Source organism: Arenibacter troitsensis (assembly GCF_900177645.1).
Classification (GTDB): domain Bacteria; phylum Bacteroidota; class Bacteroidia; order Flavobacteriales; family Flavobacteriaceae; genus Arenibacter; species Arenibacter troitsensis.
Window position 1 is genome coordinate 1,055,387 of record NZ_FXAO01000001.1, and the last position, 25,369, is coordinate 1,080,755.

The window sequence follows — 25,369 nt, forward strand, 5'->3', positions numbered from 1 at the left end:
TGGTTCAGTTATGAACGGTAGCAACAGGTATGGTTTAACGAGCAGTAATTTGAAAGAATTTACGAACATGACAAACAGGGAAATAAAATTAAAATCGGTAGTTCTTAGAAAAAATATTCTAAAATATATTTATAAGGCAAAGGCTGGCCATACAGGGGGGAGCCTATCGTGTATTGATATTTTGAACGTACTGTACAATAAGGTACTGAATGTTGATCCCAAAGATTTTAAGAATCCAAATCGCGATAGGTACATTCAAAGTAAGGGGCATTGTGTAGAAGCGCTTTTTGTAACCTTGGCGGACCGCGGTTTTTTTCCGGAATCTGATTTGGAAACGCTTTGTCATTATCAATCGCACTATATTGGGCATCCTACAAAAAAGGTTCATGGCGTTGAACAGAACACTGGGGCATTGGGTCATGGTTTGTCCATTTGTGTTGGCGAGGCCATTGCAGCGAAATTGGATGACAAAAGTCATCGTGTATTTACCCTGCTAGGGGATGGGGAATTGCCCGAAGGATCTAATTGGGAAGCGTTTTTATCGGCTTCACATTATAAATTGGATAATTTGTACGCCATTCTGGACAATAATAAACAACAGATTACCGGAAACAACAAGGAGGTTATGAATACCGATTCCATTCGTGATAAACTGGAGGCTTTTGGCTGGGCAGTAAAGGAGGTAGACGGACATGATCTTGATCAATTGGAGGAGGCATTGAACAATGGTCCCATAGAAGAGGGAAAACCTAACTTTATCATAGCACATACCACCAAGGGCAAAGGTGTCAGCTATATGGAAGGGGTACTGAAATGGCACCACGGGGTACCATCAGAGGAGCAGTATTTATTGGCCCAATCAGAATTAAATGAGGCAGAAGCACTAATTCAGTAGTATATGGAATTGGATAAAATAAAAGAAGAAAACTTGATAATGGGGGAACCTAACCAAGTGGTTTTTTCAGAAATTTTGCAAGAGTTGGCAGCTGCCGATAGCTCAATTATTGCTGTAACCAGTGATTCAAGGGGCTCAGGTAAGTTGGTTCCCTTTGGTGAAAAGTATCCTAATCAAATTGTTGAAGTGGGCATTGCTGAACAGAATCTTGTGGGAGTTGCAGCCGGCTTGGCCGCGGCAGGTAAAAAGGCATTTGCAGTTTCTCCTGCATGTTTTCTAAGCGCCCGTGCCCTGGAGCAGATCAAGAACGATGTTGCTTATTCCGATAACCCAGTAATCTTGGTAGGCATAAGTGCAGGTGTAAGTTATGGTGCCCTTGGTACCACCCATCATAGTTTACACGATTACGCGGCCCTTAGGGCCATTAACAATATTGTTATTGTGGCTCCGGCAGATAACTTTGAGACCGAACAGGCCGTTCGCCTTTCTGCACAATCTGTAAAGCCTATTTACATGAGACTGGGGAAAAAGGCAATGCCATTTTTAAATGTGGACAATGAAACCTTTGAGTTTGGTAAAGGTCGAGTTGTTCGCAAGGGTAAGGACCTCACTTTTATTGCCTCAGGTGAAACGGTTTATCCGGCTTGGTTGGCGGCAAAGAAACTTGAAGACGATAAGGGGATACACGCTACGGTAGTGAGCATGCACACCATTAAACCCTTGGATACCCATCTTTTACAGAATTTGGCGGCCGGAGGCCAGCCAATTATCACTGTTGAAGAGCACATGGTCAATGGTGGTCTGGGAGAAGCCTGTGCGTCGCACCTTTTCCAAAAAGGGTACAATAATCCATTTCGCATTGTTGGAATTCCAGATGAATACACCGTTACCGGTTCTCAAATGGAAATATTTCAGCATTACGGAATTTCAGAAGAAGGTTTGTATAATCTTGGCTTGGAAATACTTACTCAAAACCCCTCAATGCATGGATAAACAAATTTTTTCTGCTATTGTAAGGACTATTGTTCTTATAATTATCGGGGCCATGCTATTTGGCTGTGGCCGTAAGGATAACAATGGACCCAAGAAGATGGCCGTGGTTATTTCTACATTGAACAACCCCTGGTTTGTGGTTTTGGGCGAATCGGCTGCAGAGCGGGCAAGGGAGTTGGGCTATGAGACCACTATCTTCGATTCACAGAATAATACGGCCAAAGAGGCCGAACATTTTGAAAATTTAATTGCAGCAGGATATAGTGCTATTTTATTTAACCCTACCGATGCCGAGGGGTCGGTCAGTAATGTTAATAGGGCTAAACAAGCGGGCATTCCTACCTTTTGTATGGATAGGGAAGTAAATTCCTTGGAAGGTCCGGTAACCCAGATAATTTCCGATAGCTTTTCGGGCTGTGTGGATTTAGGGCAATACTTTGTAAGGCAAATGAATAAGAAAGGGAAATATGTAGAGCTATTGGGGCTTGTTGGAGATAATAATACCTGGAACCGTTCCAAGGGCTTTCACAGTGTAGTGGACTATTTCCCCGACTTAAAGATGGTGGCTCAACAAAGTGCAGATTTTGATCGAAGCAAGGCCATGGAGGTCCTGGAATCTGTACTACAGTCCAATCCTGATATTGATGCAGTTTTTTGTGGTAACGATGCCATGGCCATGGGGGCCTATCAGGCTTTGGTCTCGGTTGGAAAAGCGGATAGTGTTATGGTATTTGGGTTTGATGGATCACAAGACGTCATGGATGCCATTAGGGATAAAAAAATTATGGCCACAGCCATGCAATCGCCCAAATTCATGGCACAAACAGCCGCTGAATTGGCTGATAAGTACTTGCAGGGCGAACGCAATATTCAAAGAAAAATGCCCATTGCCGTGGAAATAGTAACTCAGGATAATATAAGTGAATTTGATGCCTATGGCAGTGAGGAATAGCATGAAAAAGCCTATCAAATATCTTCTGATAACACTACTAGTTGGTGTGGCTTTGTACAACTCGGTTTATTTTGAAACGTTGAATGAGAGGAATACAGCTCAAAAAAAAGGTGTTTTTGATCCCGACGCTTTTGCCCAAAAGTTTTTGGAAACAAAATTAGCCGGACTCCCGGCAGTGGAGGCAGGGCAATTCATAAAAGCGCTGCAAGACGACCTGATGCAATTTACTGCCGAACAAGGTCGTAAATTGGGGATAAGCCATGACTATTACTTTATTGTGGAAGGCAATGGCAAAGTGCTCCATATAGGACCTGAAAATGTTATTGTTAAAATTGAAGGGGGAGCTGGACCGGAATTACTTGTTGCCACGGATTTTATATTCGGGAATGCCATACGTGAAGGGTCAGGAATGGCCAATATTGGCGATTATCAAAATACGATGGATTTCAATAGTATCTCAGTAGCTGTTAACAATAGGGTACGAACAGACATTGTTCCTCCTTTTATGAAGAAGGTAAAAGAAGGCAATAATATTTACTTTAAGGGGGCTGTTGAGGTGAATACGAAAAATCCTGATCTTCAAAATTTAAGAATCATTCCTTTAATTTTAGATATAAAATAAGCTGTGAGGGAGGAAAATATCATATTAAGGGCGGAAAATATCACCAAAAAATTTGCGGGGGTAACTGCGCTTAATCAGGTATCACTTGATGTTCATAGAGCTAAGGTCAATGTAATCGTTGGAGAGAACGGGGCGGGGAAATCTACATTAATGAAAATTCTGTCCGGCGTATATCCCGAATATGAGGGCACTTTACTTTTGAACGGTGAGGAAGTGAATTTTTCCAGCCCAAAAGATGCCATGGGAAGGGGAATTGCCATAATTCATCAGGAGCTTAACTTAATTCCCTATCTAAGCATAACTGCCAATATTTTCTTGGGCCGTGAAATTGTGGATTCCTTTGGTATGTTGGATTTCAAAAAAATGAACCAAATAACCAAGGCCCTATTAGCACGGTTGGAATGTAATGTACCGCCCAATACGCTAGTGGCTAAATTGAAGGTAGGCCAACAGCAACAAGTAGAAATTGCCAAGGCTCTTTTGGAAGAAGCAAAAGTGGTTATTATGGACGAACCCACCTCTGCCATTACCGACGCCGAAGTGGAAGTGCTTTTTAGAATTATAGCTACCCTAAAGGAACAACAGGTTTCCATTCTTTACATATCCCATAAATTGGATGAGTTGTTTAGGATAGCCGATCGGTTTATAGGATTGCGTGATGGAAAAATGGTGGGTACCATTGAAAATATTGACCAAGCAAAAAAAGAGGACCTTATTCGTTTAATGGTAGGACGCGATATCAAGAATCTTTATGTTAAGGAAGATTTACCATTGGGCGAAGAGGTTTTAAGGGTGGAAGGCATATCACTTCCTAAGCACACCATAAAATCGGAATATTTGGTAAAAGATGTGAGTTTCAACCTAAGAAGGGGAGAAGTACTGGGCATTTTTGGTTTAATGGGGGCCGGCAGGACCGAATTGTTGGAGACCATTTTTGGGCTTCATTCCAAAACCATGGTCGGAAATATCTATATTGACGGACAAGAGATAAAAATTACCTCAGCAATGGACGCCGTTGCTAACGGAATGGGGTTGGTGCCAGAAGATCGCAAGGCGGATGGTTTGGTATTACAAATGCCCGTTTTCAAGAATGTTAGTATGGCGAGTATAGATCAAATCGTAAAAAATGGATTGCTTAATTCAGGCTTGGAAACGGACTTGGCCAAAAAATATATCTCCAATCTTAACATAAAAACGTCTTCTCCTGGGCAAAAATCAGAAAATTTAAGCGGCGGCAACCAACAAAAAGTAGTGTTGGCTAAATGGTTGGCAACGACCCCAAAAATACTTTTTCTGGATGAACCTACCCGTGGCATTGACGTAAATGCCAAAAACGAGATTTATCATTTGATCAATAACCTTGCTAAAGAGGGGCTAGGGGTCTTGGTGGTTTCTTCCGAACTACCGGAGATTATGGCCATTTGTGATAGAATAATAGTGATGGGAGCATCGCGTATTACAGGCGTGTTTAGCCAAAAAGAGGCCACCGAAGATAAAATAATGAATGCTGCAATTTTATAATTAAAAATGAACATAAAAACGACTATAATTAAATTCCAGTCCATCATTGCCCTATTGGTGATGTGCGTGGTATTGGCCTTCATGTCGGATAAGTTTCTTACCATGGAAAATGGTTGGAACATTATGCGGCAAATTTCTGTAAATGTATGTATTTCCGTAGGGATGACCTTAGTGATATTGACTAGGGGCATAGATCTTTCAGTGGGTTCCATATTAGCGTTTAGCGGTGCAGTGGCTGCTGGATTGCTAAAATTTGGTGTAGATATTCCTTCCTTGAACCTCTATCTAGGCTTTACGGTATTTGGTGCTATTTTAGGTGGCTTTGTTGTGGGTGGGGGACTGGGACTTTTTAATGGATGGATGATTACCCAATTTAAAGTTCCTCCCTTTGTGGCAACCTTGGCCATGTTGACCATTGCTAGGGGAGCAACAATGCTATGGACAGGAGGTTTTCCCATAACCGGTTTGGGGCAGAATTTCGCATTTATTGGAACAGGTTGGTTTCTAGGGATTCCAATGCCGGTTTGGATAACAATAATTGTTGTTGCCATCGCTGTGGTCATAACCAAAAAAACCAAATTCGGGAGATATATTTATGCCGTTGGAGGCAATGAGAGCGCTGCACGTCTATCAGGTTTAAATATCAATAAAATTAAAATTTGGGTGTATGCCATTGCCGGTATTTTAGCGGCCGTTGGAGGAATTATACTGACCTCGAGATTGGATTCCGCACAGCCCAATGCCGGATTTAGTTATGAGCTGGACTCCATTGCCGCCGTTGTTATTGGGGGCACATCCCTATCCGGTGGTAGGGGCTCCATCATGGGCACTGTCCAGGGAGCGCTCATTATTGGAGTGCTCAATAGTGGATTGGTATTGCTCAACGTATCCCCCTTCTGGCAACAGATTATTAAGGGCTTGGTTATTTTAATAGCGGTAATTATGGATAGGGTAAACCATCCCAATGAAGACTAACCCGAGGTAAGACAAGAAAAACACTAATCGATTACATAAAGAATGGCCAAAACCTATATTTTATCCATCGACCAGGGTACGAGTGGCACAAAAGCACTAATTTTTGATACCATGGGAAATTTGGTGTCCAAGGCATCGGAGCCACTAAAATCCTATTATCCTTTACCTGGTTTTGTGGAACAAGATCCCCATGAACTTTATCAGAACGTGCTTACAGCGGTTGGGAAATGTTATAGTGTCTTTATGGAAAGCTTTTCAGGTGAAGAACAGAACATAATTTCCTGTGGAATTTCCAATCAAAGGGAAACATTCGTTGTTTGGGACAACAATGGCGAACCTTTGCACAATGCGGTGGTTTGGCAATGTAAGCGATCAGTGGCTATTTGTGAGGAATTAAAGCAACATGGTCTGGAGAAATTGGTCAATGTAAAAACAGGACTTACAATAGATCCTTATTTTTCGGCAACCAAAATGATGTGGCTCAGGCAGAACAATTCTGTCATAGACAAGGCTATAAGACAGGGAAATGCCTATTTTGGAACTATTGATACTTGGCTATTGTACTTACTGACCAATAAGGAGAAATATTATACGGATCATACAAATGCCTCTAGAACCTTATTTTTTAATAGTTATGATTTAAAATGGGATGAAGAGCTTCTTGATGAATTTGGCCTCACAGGGCTTAAACTTCCTGAAGTTATGCACTCTTCAGCGTTCTTTGGTGAATCTGATTTTGGAGGTATTTTACCAAACAAAATACCCATCACGGGAATGATAGGGGATTCTCAAGCCGCTTTCTTTGGGGAGGAGTGTTTTACTGAGGGGATGGCCAAGGCCACTCTAGGTACGGGGTCTTCCATATTATGGAACACAGGACAGGTGGCACAGCAGAACAAAAATGGTATTCTAACTACAATTGGATGGAGTGCACAAAAAAATATAAATTATGCTCTGGAGGGTGTTATTGTTAGTTGTGGCGCAACCTTGGAATGGTTAAAAAATCAGCTCGGGTTATTTTCGGATAATGAAGAGATAGAACCAATGGCTACATCTGTTACTGGAAATGAAGGGGTTTATTTAATTCCTGCATTTAGCGGATTGGGTGCGCCACATTGGAAAAAGGAATGGAAGGCCTCGATCCACGGAATTAGCTTTGGTACTTCAAAGGCCCATATAGTTCGTGCAGCTTTGGAATCAATAGCCTTCCAAATAAAGGATGTGGTCGGTGCCATAGAAAGTGAGACCAAAAAGAAACTTAAGGAATTGAAGGTAGACGGAGGAATCACTTCCAATCACTTTTTGATGCAGTTTTTGGCCGATATACTGCAAACACCGGTTACCAACATTGGCATTTCCGATGTTTCGGCAAGGGGAGCGGCTTTAATTTCTGGTTTAGGCGTGGGATTTTGGCAAAGTATTGAAGATTTGCCAAAACCGGTATATAAAGGTTTGGTGACCTATCTACCGGGGAAGTTGTCGGATGATTTACGTGACTCATACACAACTTGGCAAGAGTTGATCGCAGAAAAAAAAAGGTGATATCGCAATTCATTGCGCTGAAAAAAAAATTGAAGATACAGGGTTGTAGGGATAAGATTCACGGTTCTTGAGGCAAGAATAGACCTTCACAACATATGTGTATTTGGCTCTAAAGAGGGCTATAAACCAATTGAACAAAATTATAGTTACCTTAATTATATCCTGAACAACAATAATTATAACTAAGTGGTGGGGTAATATCCGTTTTTGGTTAATGGCAATAAACGAACTGGTATGATACTAAAAAAATATGTTTTGATCAACGCGATGGTTATATTGACCATTGGGGTGTGCGCCCAAAGCAAGGGCTTGATCAACAATGAAAATAGTCCATATGCAAAATTGCAAAGTGTAGATCTTGATGCCGTACAATGGACAAATGGCTTTTGGAAAGAACAGTTTGATGTGGAGAGGAATCATACCATGCCCTACATGTGGAAGCTTTATCACAGCGATACTACGCATGCATATAAAAACTTTGAGATAGCCGCTGGATTGATGAAGGGCAAACATAAAGGTCCTTCTTTCCATGATGGGGATTTTTATAAACTTTTTGAAGGGATGGCCGCTGTCTATGCGGTTACCAAAGATCCCAAACTTAGCACCCAAATGGATGAGGCAATTGCCCTGATAGCCAAAGCCCAAAGAAAAGATGGCTATCTGCATACCCCTGTTTTGATAGAGGAGCGCTGGGGCACATTGGGGCCGGAGAAATTACAAAAGCAATTGGGATTTGAGAAGTATAATATGGGCCATTTGATGACGGCCGCCTGTGTCCATTACAGGGCTACGGGTAAAGATAATTTTCTAAAAGTAGCGAAGGGCGTGGCCGACTTTTTATATGACTTTTATAAAAAAGCTTCTCCGGAGCTCGCACGTAATGCCATATGTCCGTCCCATTATATGGGGGTGGTAGAAATGTACAGAACCTTAAAAGATCCTAGGTATTTGGAGCTGGCCAACAATCTGATCAATATTCGGGGGACTACCAGTGACGGTACAGATGACAACCAGGACCGTATACCTTTTAGGGATCAAATGAACGCCATGGGGCATGCGGTTAGGGCCAATTATCTATATGCCGGAGTCGCTGACCTTTATGCTGAAACGGGGGAGGAACAACTTTTGAAAAATCTCAATTCCATTTGGGAAGATGTGGTATATAGCCGAATGTATATTACCGGTGCTTGTGGAGCTTTATATGATGGGGTTTCTCCGGACGGCACTTCCTACAATCCTTCAGAAGTACAAAAAATACATCAGGCCTATGGCAGGCCTTATCAATTACCAAATGCTACGGCACATAACGAAACCTGTGCCAACATAGGAAATGTTTTATGGAACTGGCGAATGCTGCAGATAACTGGAGAATCCAAATATACCGATATTATGGAGTTGGCCCTATACAATAGCGTGCTTTCCGGTATTAGCCTCAATGGGAAAGAATTCCTATATACCAACCCACTTAACGTTACCAAAGACCTTCCATTTCAACAACGATGGGGCAATACGAGGGAAGGTTATATATCCAAATCCAACTGTTGTCCCCCTAATATTACCCGTACATTGGCCGAGGTAAATAATTATGCATATAGTTTGTCAGATCAGGGATTATATGTTAATCTTTATGGAAGCAACTTTCTTAATACCACTTTAGCCAATGGTTCCAAGCTGCATGTTGAACAGAAAACGGACTACCCTTGGAATGGAGTAATTGATATGACTTTTAAAGAAATTAAAAGGGAGGAGTTTAAAGTGTTCTTGAGGATTCCTGGATGGGCCACTACCGCCTCAGTGTTGGTGAACGGCAAAAAGTGGGAAGGAGATCCTTCGCCAGGGAATTATTTTGAAATAAAGAGAAAATGGAAATCAGGTGATAAGATAGCTTTAGATCTACCAATGGTTGTACAATTAATGGAGGCAAATCCTATGGTAGAGGAGACCAAGAACCAAATAGCAGTAAAAAGAGGTCCATTGGTCTACTGTACCGAATCTGCGGATTTACCCGAAAACATTAGCGTTAACCAGATTGTTTTGGATAAGGCTTCTAGTATGGAGCCTGAGATGTTGAAGATTGAAGGCCGTAATGTTTTGGTTTTAAAAGCTACTGCTTCTGGGAAGGAGATGGACTGGAATAAGAAACTTTACCGCAGAATCAGTGAACCTACAGATAGCTTTGATTTACGATTGATTCCTTACTATGTCTGGGGCAATAGAGGCCAAGGAGAAATGAGCGTTTGGTTGTCCCATTAAAACTGGATAGTACTACCATTAGCCAGTACTGGGAATAATGGGGATAATAAAGATATGTCCGAATTGGTTTTTCAGTTAACATACCCTTTTTCCTTCTGGAATTGAAAAGCAAAGGCAACAAAGAAATAGGGTTACTGGGGCTAAGGAAAAGCGTAAAAGAATGTAACGGTTATGTCATTCATTTAAAAATTGCCACTCCAATGGTGCAATGGGCCACATATAACCGCTAACAGGGTTCATTTTCCTTAACAGCCCTGCTATTCGGCTTTATACCATGTCCGAACCTTTCCGCATAATTATAGGTAAACTCGGCCCCAAAGAATAGGATAAGGCAGGAGTAGGATACCCATAATAGTATTAATACTATAGTACCCGCCGCACCGTAAGTAGATCCAGGTTCTGCCAGTCCGAAATAATAACCCAAGGCCGATTTTCCCAATACAAAAAGGAGCGCGGTTAAAATTGCACCAATCTTTACCGGGGGCCATTTTACCTTGGCATCGGGGAGATATTTGAACATTAGTCCAAAAAGAACCGATATAATGGCAATGGAAATTAGAAAATCTATGGTATAGGCTGCATAAAGTAGCACATCGGGCAAAACCTCCCGTATAAAGTCGTTGAGGATAGATATGGCTGCCGTAACTATGAAACTGATAAGCAATAGAAAACCGATCGCCAGAATAAAGGCAAAACTCAATACACGGTCTATAATCACTTTTTTTATTTTCGCCTCTGGGTCCGATTTAATTTTCCAAATGGCGTTCAATGATATTTTTAAGTGATAAACAACCCCCGTGGCGGCAAAAAGAAGAATGCCGATACCAATAATGGAGGATAGGGTACTTTTTTCTGCGCTTTGTGTTTCCTCAATCATAGCTTGGATTGATGTTGCAGCGTCACTCCCCAGGGCCATGGAAAATTCCTCTGTTAGTTTTCCCTGAACTATTTCCGTTCCCCAAACCGCACCCACGAGGTTTACGATGATTACCAATAGGGCAGGTAGTGAGAGAATAGCGTAATAGGCTACTACTGCACTGGACCTAAAGGGATCCTTGGACAACCATGACTTATAGGTTTCAACGATCAAACTGGGCAAGGCCTTGAAAGAGAATCGTTCCGAATTATCGTTATCCATAAAGTTTTGTTTTTTATTAGTGAAACTCAATTTTCAGAAGTCAGAAAGACGCACTGAAAATTGCAAGTTGAACTAATCCCGCCTTTTTCGGCGGGATCTAGGTTCAATACCTCGACCCTTGGGTCGATTCCTATGATTGGGTGCAGGGCTTGCCCTGAGGTTTAATACCTTTTATTGTATCAACCTGAAAGGTAACTTAATCCAAAATCTTTGAATGTCTTAACGTTAATCCATTCAATTTTAATCCAATTTGAAGGGGGCCTTAATTTTAAATGTAGAAATCATTGGTGGGCCTGCTTTTCAAAAATCTTAAAGAATAATGTTTTCCAAGAAGTGCATGTACATTTTGGATTATCATTAAGTGTTGATTGCATTAATAAATTTAGCTATTGAATTACAGTTCGATAAGGGATTGGAATAACTTTAAATTGTTTGGAAATGTTAAGTCAGCCTCGGCTAAAAGTATTTTTCTGGACATAAATTTTAATAACTAAAACATTAAACTATGAGAAGTATACTTTGGTTGGTAGCTGTTATCTGTATTATTATTTGGCTTTTGGGCTTCTTCGGCATAGTTGCCGGAATGGGAACCAGTAATCTGATCCATATTCTTTTGGTAATTGCCATTATTGCCGTTTTATATAATATTATATCGGGTCGAAAGCCGCTTTAATATTTTACGATTTACCTATCTCGGAGCTCTTTTTTCCTTTATTTTAAGTTCCCAATTGTATTTCCAATATTGCAACGGCCAAATTGGAAACCATTAAAGGAAACGGGCTTATTATGTATGAATCAGAATCTTGGTCTTGGGATTTTTGTACTACGAAATTCCAGGGCTATTGTAATTTAGGGTATTCACTGTAATGATCTTAAAGAACTCAATTAGCCCGTAAAATAACTTTTTGATTGATATGGACAATATTTAATTAGGCAACACAACTATGACACAAATAGAACCCAAAATAATTCGCCAGATATTTATTTTACTTCTCATTATTATGTTGGGAGGGCTTATATTTCAGGCGATACTACCATATTTTTCGGGAGTTTTGGGAGCCATAACCATATATGTGCTTTTGCGTAGGCCCATGGAAAAACTTGTTAAAAAGGGTTGGCACCCCAATCTAGCCGCTATCGTCTTGCTCATTGGGTCGTTCGTATGTATTTTATTGCCTATTTCAGGAATTGTTCTAATGTTGGGCAATAAGGTAGAGAATGCCGTTCAGAATTCCGAAAAGGTGATTTCTGCCGTGGAAAACCAAATGGGAAAATGGGAAAATACGTTTGGATATGATTTCACCTCCCAAATAGACGCAGGAGCTGTATCTACATGGTTGTCCAATAGCCTACAGGGCTTTGCCGGTGGTACCTTCAATATTTTTATTGCCGTTTCTATCATGTATTTCATGCTTTTTTATATGTTGACCAATCGCAGGGAATTGCGGGAATCTTTATTTGAATATATTCCTATAAGTAAGGATAATTTAAAGATAATTGGAGAGGAGGTTAGGGCCATGGTACGTTCCAATGCCCTGGGGATTCCTTTGGTGGCCTTGGCACAAGGGGTTGTATCATTGGTTGGGTTTTTGGTATTTGGGATTAAAGCCCCCTTTTTCTGGGCGGTAATCGTTACCATAGGTTCTATGATTCCTTTTGTAGGTTCTTTTTTGGGAATTGTCCCGGTCTTTATATTGTCGCTCTCAAACGGCAATACATTTCAAGCTTGGGGGATTCTTTTGTACGGAATTATTGTGGTAGGGGCTACGGATAATCTATTTCGTCTATTTGTCCTTAAAAAACTGGACAATGTACATCCTTTAATTACGCTGATCGGAGTAATAGTAGGGGTTCCCATTTTTGGTTTTATAGGGCTGATATTTGGTCCACTTCTTATTAGTCTTTTCCTGATTATTGTAAGAATGTATAAGAAGGAATACGCAAAGGACAACAAGGATAGACTTTAAAATATTATAGTAGTTTCTTATTTTTCCCATGGTCAACTTCTTTCTATTCCAACTGCCACAAAACAACAACCCCCACATGAATGTAGGGGTTGTTCAAAGAGTTTTAATCTCTTGCCTTCGAGGCTACAGATTGTCTATCTCTTCTTTTAATTGTTCTTTTTTCTTTCCGGTTTTTTCTTGCAACCGGCCCAAGAATTCCTCAAACTTACCTTCTGAATAAGTTAGGTCATTATCTGTAAGATCACCATATTTCTGTTTGAACTTACCTTTGACCTGTTTCCATTTTCCTTCCAATTGATCACTGTTCATAGTATTTTTGTATTTAAGGTCTGCTTTTAAAAGGCAGACAGGTGAATAATTTATCTATATTAAAATTAGACCTAAATGACTATTGGTACTAGTTCAAAAGATTCCATTTTTGATCCATTTGCTTGATAATGAAAATTTTATGATTTTTTTAATAGAATGGATACCTAAAATCTAGAAAGCATTAAAACGGATACCCGATGGCGAAATTAAAGATGAGATTATTACTGCCACCATCAAAAAATGGTATTCTGACCCGTTCCCCTTTGGGCAGGTAGGGAACCTGTAAAGGAGAAGCAAAATCGAAACGCAACACAAAGCTCTGTATGTCTATCCTAAGGCCCAAACCCACACCTATACCCAATTCCTTGGCCCAATTGGACCCAAATTTTCCTTTGGCAAGCAATTCTTCGTTGAACGCGCGACTCTCTGCCGGTTCATCCTCTGAAATTTCGAAATTATTGGTCAACCAGACGTTTCCGGCATCGGCAAAAATGGCTCCTTTAAAATAGGACCATATTGGAAAGCGGTATTCCAGATTGGCTTCCAACTTTAGATTACCGGACTGGTCAAAAAAGGAAGAGGTGCCATTTTCTTCAGAATTATAGGTGCCTGGACCCAGCGATCTGATTTTAAACGCCCTTACACTATAGGGCCCTCCGGAAAAAAATTGTTTTACAAAGGGTAGAGTGGTGGAGTTACCGAAAGGAAGGCCCCATCCGCCATAAAGTCTGGCTACCAATGCTTGTTCCTTTTTCCATTTTAAATAATATCGAATATCAACATCGGCCTTGGCATACTGGGCATATTCAAGTCCAAAGATGGTGGTCTTGGAACCACTAAGGAGATTCAAAGTATTTCCTGCAATATCCAAACTTGTAGATACGAAAAATGGATTATTGTTGTTGCCGTCTACCAATTCATTATAGGTGAAGGTGTAATTTAATCCGGCAATAAACTGCTGTTGAAAACTTTGACTCAAAAATGGATTATTGTCCAAAATTGCTAAAAATTCTTCGGTGGTATTGGAGAGCTTTACATAGTTGACATTAATTGGGTTGAGTTCGTGGTAAACAAATCTATTGGCGTTCCAGGTATATCCAAAGGTGGCGTTAAATGAATTTAAGGTATAAAGTTTAGTGCGCTTCAAGAAATCTGTTCCCAAACTTATTTTAGTTTTTGGAACAGCATATTTAAATCTTTTTGGCGAAAACGGAATGAGGGAAGGAATTATTAAATCTGTTTTCAATCCTCCTGCAATACTACTTAGGCCGGTATTTTTTCCTCCTGAAAGCTGTGTCTCATAGGCGAAGTTTCCGGTAATGCCAAAGGTCTCGCCCCCTTTGAACAGGTTCCGGTTGTTGTAGGATACAGCAATTCCGGGACCGGCAAAACCGTTGGATTTTGTAACTCCCTGAAATTCTGCACGAACCGATCTTTTAGTGAGGGGCGAAAGGTATATGTCTGCGGACAAGGACCTTACACTATCCGTAGCCGATGTGTCCTTTTCATTGAATCTAATATTTACGAATTTATAGGTACCTAGGGAAGACAGCCGATTACTGGTAAGACCGGCCGTTCGTGAATTGTATTTTTGACCTAGCCCAAACAAAATATAAGGCTCCAGTTTTTCCGGGTTAAAAAATTCTTCTTTCTGAAAAAAGCTTATACCATTGATCTTAGTGGCTCTGGAGGGCGAAATGGTATCCGTATCTATTGAAAAGTTGGGGAATACAGCAATGGAATCAATGGTATAAGGAAAAAGGGATTTTTTTGGAACGTTTTTTTTAAGTCTAAGAAAAAGGTCGAACTTCTTGTTGTCATATCGATTGGTATCTACTTCAAAAATTAAAAAATCGGGATTAAAATTGTAATATCCCTTTTGCTTTAGTTCTTGGTCTATACGTTGCCTTTCATATTTCATCAGTTCCAGGTCGAACCGTTTTCCTATCTTTATTTCTGTTTGGGTAAGGGCTTTGGATATATCGTTATAAATTGGCAAGGAATCTTTATCCAACTTAAATTGTTCCAGTGTATAGGGCTGTTGGAGTTCCACTTGGTAGCTCAGGGCAGCATGTTTCTGGGTACTGTCCAACTTGGAAGTTACTTTGCTGTAAAAAAAGCCACGATTGTCCAGGCGGTTCAGCATTAGTTGCTCTATACGTTGTGGATTTACATCGGATAGATATATTGGTTCTTCCCCGAACTTTTTATTTAGCCATCGGTTTAGAAAACCTGGATTTTTCTTCTGGGCTTTATAATGGAAGTAAAGCCCTGGCCTTGTCCCCAGAATTTTGGAATTGGGTTCAGGTTCCAGAAGGGTATGCAATTCTTGGGAAACCTTTTTGGTCTTTCCTATTTCTTTATTGGCTTTTATGTTGATCTTGCTGCCCGTGTACAAGGATTCCCCATTTGGAATAAATTTACTTACACCGCAGGAGTATAGGCTAGCTATTATTAGCAATATCAGCGCATAGTAAAATGTTTGGGTTGCCCTCAAAATCCTATTCATTTTTTTTATCTTCCTTATCTTTGTCCTCAGATGTGTTTGTTTCTTTCAGGGGATTGAATAACTGACTGAATTTATTGAATTCCCTATTGAAAATTAGAGCTATTCCTGTGACGATCAATTGACCGTCTATGATATTTTCGTACTCGTTCTTTCTAAAGCCCCTTAGTCTAAATCGGCCATCTTTGGTAAGTAAATACTCTAGACTTACGTTACCAATAATCGGGGTTTCTTCTTGGCCTGATTGCGCACTTCCCTCAACATCCAAAGCGCTGCCTGCCGTTACTACCAACCTATCATCGAACAACTTTTTCTTAGCATTGATATTCAATTGGGTGCGGTCCTGTGGACTTTCACCCTGGTAATCCGTAAAACTGTCCAGGTCAAAATCGATCTCAAATCCCGATTTCCCAAAAACCTTATCAGAAAAGGCGTTGATCTGTCCAGATAGCACCTTGTTTACATTATCCCTTGCAATGGCTGCCGTACCGCCCAGGCTTCCGTCACTGCCAGAATAGGGATAAAATCTATTAAGTGCCAATAAGGAAAACACTTGTTTGTTCAACTCTGCTTCTTGTTGGTTTAACTGTTGAACCCTACCGTAAACAGCCCCTCCAAGGGAGCCTTGTTCGTTTTCGGGCATATCCAGTCTAAAGGACAGTTTTGGTTCCAATAATTCCCCTTCAACATTAAGGTATACCAAAAAGGGGAGTACTTGGCGGTATTTGTTGACAACACTTATATCTTCCCCAGAAATTACGGACGACATTAGTGGTGATGCAGAAGTCGCTACTTCGTATACGGCGGTCACGTCCAGTTTGGCATCCGTTGGGACGCCTTGCCAAACAATGGTACTGCCCGGGTTAATTTCAAACCTTCGCCTTACCAGATTATATAAAGAAGTCTCATAATGCCCGGAATTTAGTTCGTACCGGCCAGTGAGATTTGTTGAGCCGTTGGGTTTTATATTCAGATTTAGCGTTCCATTGCCAGAAACTTTAAGGTTATCTCCGGTACGTTCATCAATGATGATATTAAAATCCGAATCGTCCGCAATTTCCAAAATAACATTGATATCCATGCCGGAAAAAAATGCAGGGGTTTCTTCCTGGTCGTTTCTGGTAAGGATGGCATCGGGATTTTCACGGTTTACAAAAAGGACCACTCCTTCACGTTCCTGCACATCCAACTGCTCTTTGGGGACTACATAGGTAATATCGGTTATTTTACGGACCCGGATTCTCCCTTCTATGACCGGGAGCCTTAAATAGCCTTTAACACTTAGGTCCAGATCAAAACTGGACTTGCCATAGAACAATTCGTTATCATCTTTTGTGGAATTTAGGGCTTGGAATTGTTGGGCATTTAAGCTGATATTGAATTTTGGATTTGTTAATTCTTCAGTGCCAATGGAACCGTTCACTATAAAGTTGCTGCCATTGACGTCCGTAATCTGAAAATTGTCCAAATAAATTCCTTTGTTATCAATTTTAAGTGTTTCATCGGAAATCCTATATACGGAATTTAATGTTGCTACATTAAAATCGGTATCCTTAAAATTAACGGAACCGGAATAAAGTGGGGAAGAAGTTGTCCCGGAAACAACAATATTTCCGGATAGCGTACCATGGGAATCTTTCAAACTTCCCTGGGAGAATTTTTCTATAAACTGGAGGTCTATCCTATTTAGATCAAGATCCAAATTTAGTTGTGCGCCAGTTTCGGATGCGGCATAATCCCCGTTAAGGTCAATATCTGCACCACCGCCCTTTAAAGCGAGATTAAAATCGTAGGTCCCATTGGTTTTGGAATTGGCATTCAGACTTAGGTGGCCAAGTGCATGTTCTAAAACCTCTAAATCGGTTATATTAAAATCTGCCACGATCCCGGTGGCACCGAATAGATTTTCAAGTGTGAAATCCCCGTTCACGATCCCTGTTGCCAGAGGTCTGTAGGGGTTTAGCATGCCCATAAAGGTCTGTAGTTTAAATTGCTCAAAGGATAGCCTCAGAGGTTTTTCCTCCGTTTCGGAATCTGTGCTTACAAGGCTTAACTTTTGTAAATTTCTTTCTAAGGTTACTTTATGGAATTCCAAAAGGTTATCTGATATGGATATTTGATTGTCCTGAGGAATGGTCCATTCTTTTTTATTGATTATTAATTCTAAGGGATTGATATGGAGTAGGGTGGTGTCTCTGTCCAGGGTTATTTCGGAAGCAATGTGCATTATTTTTTCATGGCCATCGTAAGAACTGAAATCAACCAATAATTGCCTATTGTCCAATCTCCCCTCAAATAGGGTTCTTCCGAGGTCCACCGGATCGGCCAGGAGGTTGGCCAGACCTGCCTTGAAATTAAGATTCCCAGCATCCCCATTTATAGAAAAGCTCAGACTGTCAAGTGCCATTCCCTTATATCTGGCATAGGGTATTTGCAAGCCGGATTCCAAGGTTCTTTTGGCCGCATCAAAATTGGCGTGTGCGCTTATGGAGTCCAATTGTTCCAGATCTTTTAAAAATACCTTGGTTAGAATGGAATTTGGAATCAGTTTCAATTCCATTTTTAGTTTTAAAGTGTCGGCAGCGGAGCTATGTACTATTGAATCTTGAAAATAATTTTTAAAATATTGTTTTAGGGAAATGTTTATACCTTGAGGAGAGCCATTGGAATATAAATTCCCGCGAAGAAAATCACTGATAATGGCAACTTCCGTATTAAGGGTATCGATTTTGGATTTAATTTCCACTTCACCCATTTGGTATTGTTGCCCATCGTAAACAGCTACCCCATTTTTTATTGAAGCGTCCAGTATAAAGTCTTTTGGGTTGCCCGTAAAATCGGCTTCCATTTCCAGCCCCGCCTTGATATTTTCGGTAGTAATTCCAAGGGCCTGAAGGTCCGCACCAATTACATTTAGTTGTAGGCCATATTTTGAATTTGAGGAATCCAAATCTACTACTGTCCGGGAAGTGAAATTTAGATTCCCATCCTTGAAATTAAGGTTGATGTTGCCTTTTCCGTTACGGATTTTTCCATTGAGATCGAGATTTGAAAAGTCGTAATTTTTGAAGGAAAGCTGGGTGAATTTGGAATCCATTTCAGCATTCAAAGTATTGGCACTGCTACCGCTTCCGGATGCATTTATAGTAAATGCTGCAGTGCCCAGTTGATCATTTTTCAACAACTTGCCCAATTGTAGATCGCTCACTTGAAGGTTACCGTTAAAGTTAATCGTATTTAGATTGGAATAGTTTCCCGTGATTTGGGCAGTGCCTTCGGGAATTTTTATAAGGGCTTTCCCGGAAACGTTTTTTAAACTGCCCTTCGCCTGGGCTTCGACCATAATAGTCTGGGGCAGCGAAATATTCAGGTCCTTTTCGGTTACAAATAACTCTAGGTCCGCAATGGTGGAGGTGGCTTTGAAGGTTGGAATATCGAAGGAAAGTGAATCGGGTTCGGTTACCCGGAATAGTTTGCCTTCCCCTGTCAGGGCAGTGTTGCTCCAATTCAAGTTTAATTTGGGAATGTTCAGATCATTAAGTGTTCCCTGTATATTTAAATTGCCACTAATGGGATGCTGTTGGCCAATGGTAAAATATTCATTTTCTGCTAGGGTAGGCTCAAAATAAAGGGCATCCTGAAGTGCCAGTTTTATCTGGTTGAATTGCAGGTCTACCTTTGTGTTCCCTGGGGACTCTATTAGTTTTTCTATTGAAGGATAGGCCACTTCCAGTGTTCCATCCAAGTTACTTGAGCCAGTCTCCATTTTTAATCCCGAAATGGAGGCCGAGGTATCGTTTAGATTGGCGTACATGGCTAAATTGTTTAGAGTGAAGCCACTTTTTTCCAAGAATGAAAATCGGTCCAAGTTTAGACTGGCATTTTGAGGTTGGTACTTGACGTCCGTTGCGTTCAAAGTAAGATTGGATAAGGCGATATGGTTGGGGTTAAATTGCCCTATGGACGATGGAGTATTGTTTATCTGGTAAAGCAAAGAATTGTTTTCGAGGGAAATTTTATTTGCCGCCAAAGCGAAATTGGGCCAAGAAAAGGCCGACATTTTTGTGGAAATCTCAGTAGAATCCGTAACCACTGGGTTATCCTTTTGGAGTTGTAGGGAAATATCCGAGTTTTTTAAGGAGAACAATGCTATTTCCACCTCGTTCGTAGCAAGTTCAGCTTTGGGTAGGTCCAGTTTAAATTCCCCCAAACGTACCTTTGCCACTACATTTTCAGCTAAGGAATTGTAATCTATTAGAATATTGTTCAAATTTAGTTCGTTGACCACCAAGTAAGGATGTTTTGTGTCCGGATTGTCCTGAGGGGCAAAAGGTTTGCTTTGTTTGTATTGGATTTTGGTATCCGATAGAGTTACCTCGTCCAACTCGTAATGCATGGTTTCAAGATCGGTCTTATTGGCATTTAAATATAGGGAGCCCATGTGCAGTTTGGCCTCTAAACCCGAAGCCCTATCATTATAGGATAGTTTAAAGTCGGAAAAATCAAGAGTACCTACTTTTACCTTCATTGGCCTGGCATCTGATTTTTGGGTAATGGTATCCTCCGATGCCAAGGCGTCAATGAGAAATTGGTAATTAAATTTCTCCGAATCGGAATTTCGTTCAATCTGAGCGCGTAAACCAGCCCATTTAAGTGACTGTATGTTCAATTCATTTTGGAACCACAGGACTCTAAGAGGTACATTTGCCTCCATGGTTTTGGAATACAGTAGGGTATCCCCTTTTTGATCCTCCAGGTATAGTCCTTTTAAAAAAGCGTTCCCAGAAAAAGTTATAAATAGTTGGTCTATTTCAACTTTGGTGTTGGTCCTGTCGGATATGTAATGTGTTGCCTTGTTTACGATGAAATTCTGGGCCCATGGGCTTCTAATGATAAGTATCAATGCAATAAAAAGCAAAGCAACTACCAAAACAACTTTGGCGGCCCTTCTAAGAAATCGATATTTTGACTTGGTTGTTGTCATAGTTCGTAGCCCAAAGATCATCATTAGCGAAATAGAAAATGCGCTTTTACGATACTTATGCTAACTTATTAAATAAAATATACGGTTAAAGGGTATTAGTTCAAATATATTAGGCAATAATTGGCAGGTTTGGTTGGTGGCTAATGGGGTATTGGGGCAAGATTGGATTTTATTGAGCCTGGATTTTTGGGGAAAAGGACCTATTCTTGTAATTAAAATGTAGGTATAGAAATTATAAAATATATTTGCCGGCATGGAGTCGCAGTATTGGCGACAAAAAATAGTAGTGAAAAAATTAACATTAATTAATTAGCGTGTAATTAAATGGCATCAGGATTTTTTGCTTTGCTGGACGATATTGCCAGTTTAATGGATGATGTTGGGGCAATGACAAAAATTGCAGGTAAGAAAACGGCCGGCATTTTGGGAGATGACTTGGCGGTAAATGCCGAAAAGGCTTCTGGTTTTGTTTCTTCTAGGGAAATTCCAGTGCTGTGGGCCATTACAAAAGGGTCCATACTGAACAAATTGATTATTCTTCCCATTGCCTTTTTGCTCAGTGCATTTGTGCCGATTGCGGTTACGGTAATCTTGGTGTTGGGCGGACTTTATCTATCCTATGAAGGGGCCGAGAAGATCTATGAATTTTTTGTACCCCACAATCACCCAAAGGAAGAGAAAGCAAAAACTTATTTAACTAAAAATGAAATCTTGTTTTTGGAACAGGAAAAAATTAAGTCGGCAATTATAACCGATTTTATTCTCTCTGTAGAAATAGTCATCATAGCTCTAGGAACAGTTGTTCAGGAGTCCATTTGGACACAGGTAATGGTAGTTACCATAATAGCTCTGGTGGCAACAGCAGGGGTATACGGAATAGTAGCGCTGATCGTAAGGATGGACGATTTTGGATTAAAACTTATAGAGCTTAATGGGAAGAAGAACAGTCTATCCGATTCTGTTGGCAGGTTTTTGGTAGGAGCACTGCCTGTTGTTATAAAAAGTTTATCGGTAATTGGAACTATTGCCCTCGTTCTGGTGTCCGGAGGTATTTTTGTGCATAACCTGGATTTTCTTCATCATTGGTTAGAGGCATTGCCAGCCATAGTGGGGGAATTTTTGGCCGGTCTGGTTATAGGTTTCATTTGTTTGTTGGTGGTCATTGTATTTAAGAAGGTTTTGCCTATGATATGGCCAAATCGAAATAACCACCACCAATAAATATTGATAAATATGCCGTTTAAAACTAGGGAGAAGCCATTTTGGCAACTATTCTAAGTTTGATTGCAGCGCTAAGCTATTTCTTAGCTCCATGTCCGATATCCATTGGAAATTTATGGGATACCATTGGTCTTTGAGGATGGTCCCATTTGATGACTCAACCCTATTTCTTTTTAAATAAACCTGATTGTCCTCGGAGAAAACATGTTGGGTCTCAATTACATCATGGCAAATGCTGCAGAGCGTATTGGTTCTATTTTTCATGTTAAAAATTTTTCTTATATCTGTTCCTGCCCATGTTAAAAATACCTACTTTAACACCTATCCCTGCCGAGAAACCATTTATGCGCTTAAGGCGGTCAAAGTTATCGGTGTCGTTTACACTACTGGAAAACCGGTACTTTACTCCAGCTTCCAATTGTAAATACCTGGAAATATTGAACAAGGCGTTGATCCCCGGTTCAACTATAAATAGGGCCTGTGCATTATCTTCAAATTCTTGTTCGTCAAAATCATGGTCGTTGTAGTTGTCATCTATGTAACCCATGCCTCCAGCTCCAATCAGCACTGGAAAGGATAGGTTTACCAAAGACTTGCTAAAGAAGATGGGTTCTAAATGTAATCCTCCGTAGGCCCCAATTAGATCTTCATCATAACTGGATATGCCTCGGTAAACGTTTTGATCCGAATAAAAGAAGGTACCTACAAAACCTATTTCGAATTGTTGGTTGGCCACGTAGGCCACTTTTAAACTGGTAAAATAGGTGTCCTTATCCTTAATTTCCCCATAGTGGGTCGTTAAACCTAGATAGACCCCGTGTACTACGTTGTTTCGATCGTTAAACTCTACATAATCGCCATTAGTGTCCTGGGCATAAGTAGTGTTTAGGAAACCCAATAAAAGGGGAAGTAAAATTGCTTTGTTTAATTTCATACTGTTTTATTTTTGATTGATGATGTTATAGTAGACAACAAATGCTGTAAAAAGTTGCACGTTTTTATATTTTTTTTAATGTTCCTTTAAAAGAATTACTCCTTTTTCTCCCGTAATGGAAATAGAACCTTGTTTGGAATTACCGTAGGTAGCCTTTATATCGCGTATTCTTTTTCCCTTATCCACCATTTGGGTTTCTACGTTTTCGAAGGTTTTTGGTAGGCGCAACAGACCTTCTTCCAAGGTGGCATTAAACCTGAAGGAGAAATCCTGAACATTAAGAACAATTTCTGAGGATTGTTGCTGAATGTTAATCTGGGCATCCGCACTGTGAATGTTAGATACTTTAAATTCTGCGATTTTCATGACCAGATCAATTTCATCATCCAAATTTGCCAGTGCCACATTGGAGAATTCCAATGCCCCATGTATGGCTTCCACGGCATCAATGGTAATTTCATCCTTGCTGGAATAGAGTTCCAAGGAGGAAATTTCCTCTACATCTATAACCGAACCGCTACTGGTGAGTCTTAAGTCCTTGGATTTGCCAAGGGACAAACTGCCATTTTTTAAATTGATGCTTCCAAAATGTATATTCTTGGCCTTCAGCTTACCGTATTTTAGGACAATATCTGCGTTTTTAAGGTTCTTGTTGATCCAAATATCCCCATGCTGCACGTCTATTTTTAATTTGCCGGTCCAATCCTCTAGAATTACGTCGCCAAACTTATTGTTAATATCCACCACCGCATTGACCGGTAAATAAATGGAATAATTAATCTGTACATTGCTTCGGTCAAAGTCGAACGGATTTGCTTTACTGAAATACTCGGCTAAAAAGCCTTTATTTTTTTCGGCTATTTCCGATCTAATAGTTATAAAATCGGTCATTACCTTAATGTTGGATTCAATACGATCCAATAGGTTTTGTGCATTTTCCCTTTTTTTATGGGAGGTAACGATATCTACAGTAATGGAAATATTGTTCTTGGACCAACCATGAATGGTTATGTTGCCATATTTATTATCTACTTGGAGTTCTCCAGCATTGGTCATTTCAAAAGTCTCCGATATGGTTTTCGATACTTTTTCCTGTGCTAGCATTATATTGGCCATAAGGACCATAGCTAGGCATAATAGCGAGTTTTTATAAGGTGTATCCATAATCGTCATTTATCATTTTTGAATCGTTTATTTGCCTCAATAAGTTTTCTATGAGTTCAATCCTTTTTTTATAATTACCAATAATGGCTTCCAAGACCCTTTCATTGCTGAGGTTCTTTTGCATTTCCAATTTTAGTACTTCGTATTCTTCATCCAATTCATCCATGAACGATAGAAATTCCTCCTTATCCTCCCGTGATAGGTCCGGATGATCTTTCACTAATTGCACCTGATGCTGTACCAAGTTGCTATAATGCATGTCTATATCCATAAGCTCTTGGGAGACCATATTGCTTTGCCCGCCTGGCTGTTGACTGTCATAGACCGTTATACCAATTAGGAAAGAAAGTAGCAATAGCAATACAACACTGGCTGCCACTCTTAATATCGGAGACTTCCACAACGGAACTACCTTAGGCTCGGTATTGGACAGTTCCAATTCTATTTTGGACCACATTTTAGCTCTGTCCGCCTTGTGTTCGTCGAACAGTGCCTTGTTGTCCCTTATGTGTTTTTCAAAATAATCCATTACATTTCTTTTATAATTTCAAGTAACTTTTTCTTTGCCCTATGGTACTGTGATTTAGAGGTTGATTGTGATATTCCCAATACTTCCCCTATTTCTTCATGATCGTAGCCTTCTATTAAGTATAGATGTATGATCTGTTGGTAACCTGGTGGCAGCTTTTTAATACCTCTCTTTACTTTTTCAATATCTAGGTCCTCTACATTTTCAATAGGTTCTTCAGTGAGATGATACTCATGGTCCTCCATGGGCTCCAAAGGAATCCGTTTTAGTTTTAAATGGTTAATACTTTTATTAATGACAATTCTTTTTAGCCAAGAGCCAAAGGTGCTTTCGTATCTAAAATTTCCCAAATTCTTAAATGCCTCAACAAAACTGTCCTGAACGGTATCTTCGGCATCCTCCTTACTGCACAACATGCGCATACTAACATTGTACATGGCATCTACATAATGTTCATACAACAGAAACTGCGAGTTTCGATCGCCCAACTTGCTTTTTTCAACAAGTTCTTGGTGTGTAAAGCGGATATTGGTTTTCAACTAAAAAATTGGTTTTAAAAGTCCAAACGAGGGGAATTTCATAGTAATAGACAAATAATAGGGGCAAAAGTTGCATCTATATGGAAAAATATTTTTCACTCTTTTATTTCGCGCTGGGTCCAACATAGTCCAATACCCTTATAGTACTATTTTTAGCTGATGGCATTATGAAGGCAAGAATCTTATTTTTTTTCATGGTATATGCAACTTTTATTTTTTTGAAATGTCAATAGGATATGTATTGTCAGGTACGGATGAAAATTGAAATCTAGAAATCAAGTTAAAAAAACCAATGTTCCTTATAAAGGAATATGGTTCGTTATGT

At 40.1% G+C, this 25,369-nt stretch carries 20 protein-coding genes; 11 read left to right on the forward strand and 9 right to left on the reverse strand.

Annotation, left to right across the window (positions count from 1 at the left end; genetic code table 11):
- Positions 1-10 precede the first annotated feature (10 nt).
- From B9Y87_RS04270 to B9Y87_RS04300, 8 genes are all read left to right on the forward strand, one after another.
- Positions 11-895: a transketolase gene (locus B9Y87_RS04270; RefSeq protein WP_217807481.1), complete on the forward strand. Its 885-nt coding sequence runs from the start codon at positions 11-13 to the stop codon at positions 893-895.
- Between the two features lie 3 nt (positions 896-898).
- Positions 899-1,888, forward strand: coding sequence for a transketolase family protein (locus B9Y87_RS04275; RefSeq protein WP_085496445.1), 990 nt, complete (start codon positions 899-901; stop codon positions 1,886-1,888).
- The gene (locus B9Y87_RS04280) at positions 1,881-2,840 is read left to right on the forward strand and encodes a D-ribose ABC transporter substrate-binding protein (protein WP_085496448.1); all 960 of its coding nucleotides are present in this window, start codon (positions 1,881-1,883) and stop codon (positions 2,838-2,840) included. Before B9Y87_RS04275 ends, B9Y87_RS04280 begins: the two co-directional genes overlap by 8 nt.
- A gap of 1 nt (position 2,841) precedes the next feature.
- Entirely contained in the window at positions 2,842-3,462 is a 621-nt protein-coding gene (locus B9Y87_RS21775) for a DUF2291 family protein (protein WP_176225586.1), read from the forward strand.
- 3 nt (positions 3,463-3,465) lie between these two features.
- A complete protein-coding gene (locus B9Y87_RS04285; protein ID WP_217807482.1) occupies positions 3,466-4,983 on the forward strand; it encodes a sugar ABC transporter ATP-binding protein in 1,518 nt (505 codons plus the stop codon).
- Positions 4,984-4,989: 6 nt separating this feature from the next.
- Positions 4,990-5,958: an ABC transporter permease gene (locus B9Y87_RS04290; protein WP_085496450.1), complete on the forward strand. Its 969-nt coding sequence runs from the start codon at positions 4,990-4,992 to the stop codon at positions 5,956-5,958.
- 42 nt (positions 5,959-6,000) lie between these two features.
- On the forward strand, positions 6,001-7,500 hold the full coding sequence (locus B9Y87_RS04295; RefSeq protein WP_085496453.1) for an FGGY family carbohydrate kinase: 1,500 nt from the start codon (positions 6,001-6,003) through the stop codon (positions 7,498-7,500).
- Between the two features lie 234 nt (positions 7,501-7,734).
- The gene (locus tag B9Y87_RS04300; protein WP_085496454.1) at positions 7,735-9,753 is read left to right on the forward strand and encodes an aceric acid hydrolase; all 2,019 of its coding nucleotides are present in this window, start codon (positions 7,735-7,737) and stop codon (positions 9,751-9,753) included.
- 226 nt (positions 9,754-9,979) lie between these two features.
- Here the strand turns inward: B9Y87_RS04300 and B9Y87_RS04305 are convergent, their stop codons facing one another.
- On the reverse strand, positions 9,980-10,891 hold the full coding sequence (locus B9Y87_RS04305; RefSeq protein ID WP_085496457.1) for a YihY/virulence factor BrkB family protein: 912 nt from the start codon (positions 10,889-10,891) through the stop codon (positions 9,980-9,982).
- A 505-nt stretch (positions 10,892-11,396) separates the two neighbouring features.
- Between B9Y87_RS04305 and B9Y87_RS21780 the strand changes: the two genes are divergently transcribed.
- Together B9Y87_RS21780 and B9Y87_RS04310 are read left to right on the forward strand one after the other, a co-directional pair.
- Positions 11,397-11,564, forward strand: a complete 168-nt coding sequence (locus B9Y87_RS21780; RefSeq protein ID WP_139827138.1) for a lmo0937 family membrane protein — start codon at positions 11,397-11,399, stop codon at positions 11,562-11,564.
- A 271-nt stretch (positions 11,565-11,835) separates the two neighbouring features.
- Positions 11,836-12,858: an AI-2E family transporter gene (locus B9Y87_RS04310; RefSeq protein WP_085496459.1), complete on the forward strand. Its 1,023-nt coding sequence runs from the start codon at positions 11,836-11,838 to the stop codon at positions 12,856-12,858.
- 123 nt (positions 12,859-12,981) lie between these two features.
- On the opposite strand, the gene B9Y87_RS04315 is transcribed toward B9Y87_RS04310, so the two are convergent.
- From B9Y87_RS04315 to B9Y87_RS04325, 3 genes are all read right to left on the reverse strand, one after another.
- The gene (locus B9Y87_RS04315) at positions 12,982-13,167 is read right to left on the reverse strand and encodes a CsbD family protein (RefSeq protein ID WP_085496461.1); all 186 of its coding nucleotides are present in this window, start codon (positions 13,165-13,167) and stop codon (positions 12,982-12,984) included.
- 181 nt (positions 13,168-13,348) lie between these two features.
- The gene (gene tamL / locus B9Y87_RS04320) at positions 13,349-15,676 is read right to left on the reverse strand and encodes a translocation and assembly module lipoprotein TamL (protein WP_085496462.1); all 2,328 of its coding nucleotides are present in this window, start codon (positions 15,674-15,676) and stop codon (positions 13,349-13,351) included.
- Positions 15,669-20,657, reverse strand: coding sequence for a translocation/assembly module TamB domain-containing protein (locus B9Y87_RS04325; protein ID WP_176225587.1), 4,989 nt, complete (start codon positions 20,655-20,657; stop codon positions 15,669-15,671). The genes tamL and B9Y87_RS04325 overlap by 8 nt, the downstream gene beginning before the upstream one ends.
- Positions 20,658-20,981: 324 nt before the next feature.
- Here B9Y87_RS04325 and B9Y87_RS04335 point away from each other — a divergent pair, with 324 nt between their 5' ends.
- A complete protein-coding gene (locus B9Y87_RS04335) occupies positions 20,982-21,878 on the forward strand; it encodes a DUF808 domain-containing protein (RefSeq protein ID WP_085496468.1) in 897 nt (298 codons plus the stop codon).
- 48 nt (positions 21,879-21,926) lie between these two features.
- Here the strand turns inward: B9Y87_RS04335 and B9Y87_RS04340 are convergent, their stop codons facing one another.
- The 5 genes from B9Y87_RS04340 to B9Y87_RS04360 form a co-directional block, all read right to left on the reverse strand.
- Positions 21,927-22,142 carry a hypothetical protein gene (locus B9Y87_RS04340; RefSeq protein ID WP_085496470.1) on the reverse strand — a complete coding sequence of 72 codons (216 nt, stop codon included), beginning with the start codon at positions 22,140-22,142 and terminating at the stop codon, positions 21,927-21,929.
- Position 22,143: 1 nt separating this feature from the next.
- Complete coding sequence (locus B9Y87_RS04345) at positions 22,144-22,812, reverse strand: hypothetical protein (RefSeq protein ID WP_085496472.1); 669 nt, start codon at positions 22,810-22,812, stop codon at positions 22,144-22,146.
- A 75-nt stretch (positions 22,813-22,887) separates the two neighbouring features.
- Positions 22,888-23,976 (reverse strand): hypothetical protein, encoded by a 1,089-nt coding sequence (locus tag B9Y87_RS04350; protein WP_139827139.1) that lies wholly within the window; start codon positions 23,974-23,976, stop codon positions 22,888-22,890.
- On the reverse strand, positions 23,960-24,505 hold the full coding sequence (locus tag B9Y87_RS04355; protein ID WP_085496475.1) for a hypothetical protein: 546 nt from the start codon (positions 24,503-24,505) through the stop codon (positions 23,960-23,962). The genes B9Y87_RS04350 and B9Y87_RS04355 overlap by 17 nt, the downstream gene beginning before the upstream one ends.
- Positions 24,505-25,044 carry an RNA polymerase sigma factor gene (locus B9Y87_RS04360; protein WP_085496477.1) on the reverse strand — a complete coding sequence of 180 codons (540 nt, stop codon included), beginning with the start codon at positions 25,042-25,044 and terminating at the stop codon, positions 24,505-24,507. The genes B9Y87_RS04355 and B9Y87_RS04360 overlap by 1 nt, the downstream gene beginning before the upstream one ends.
- Positions 25,045-25,369 lie beyond the last annotated feature (325 nt).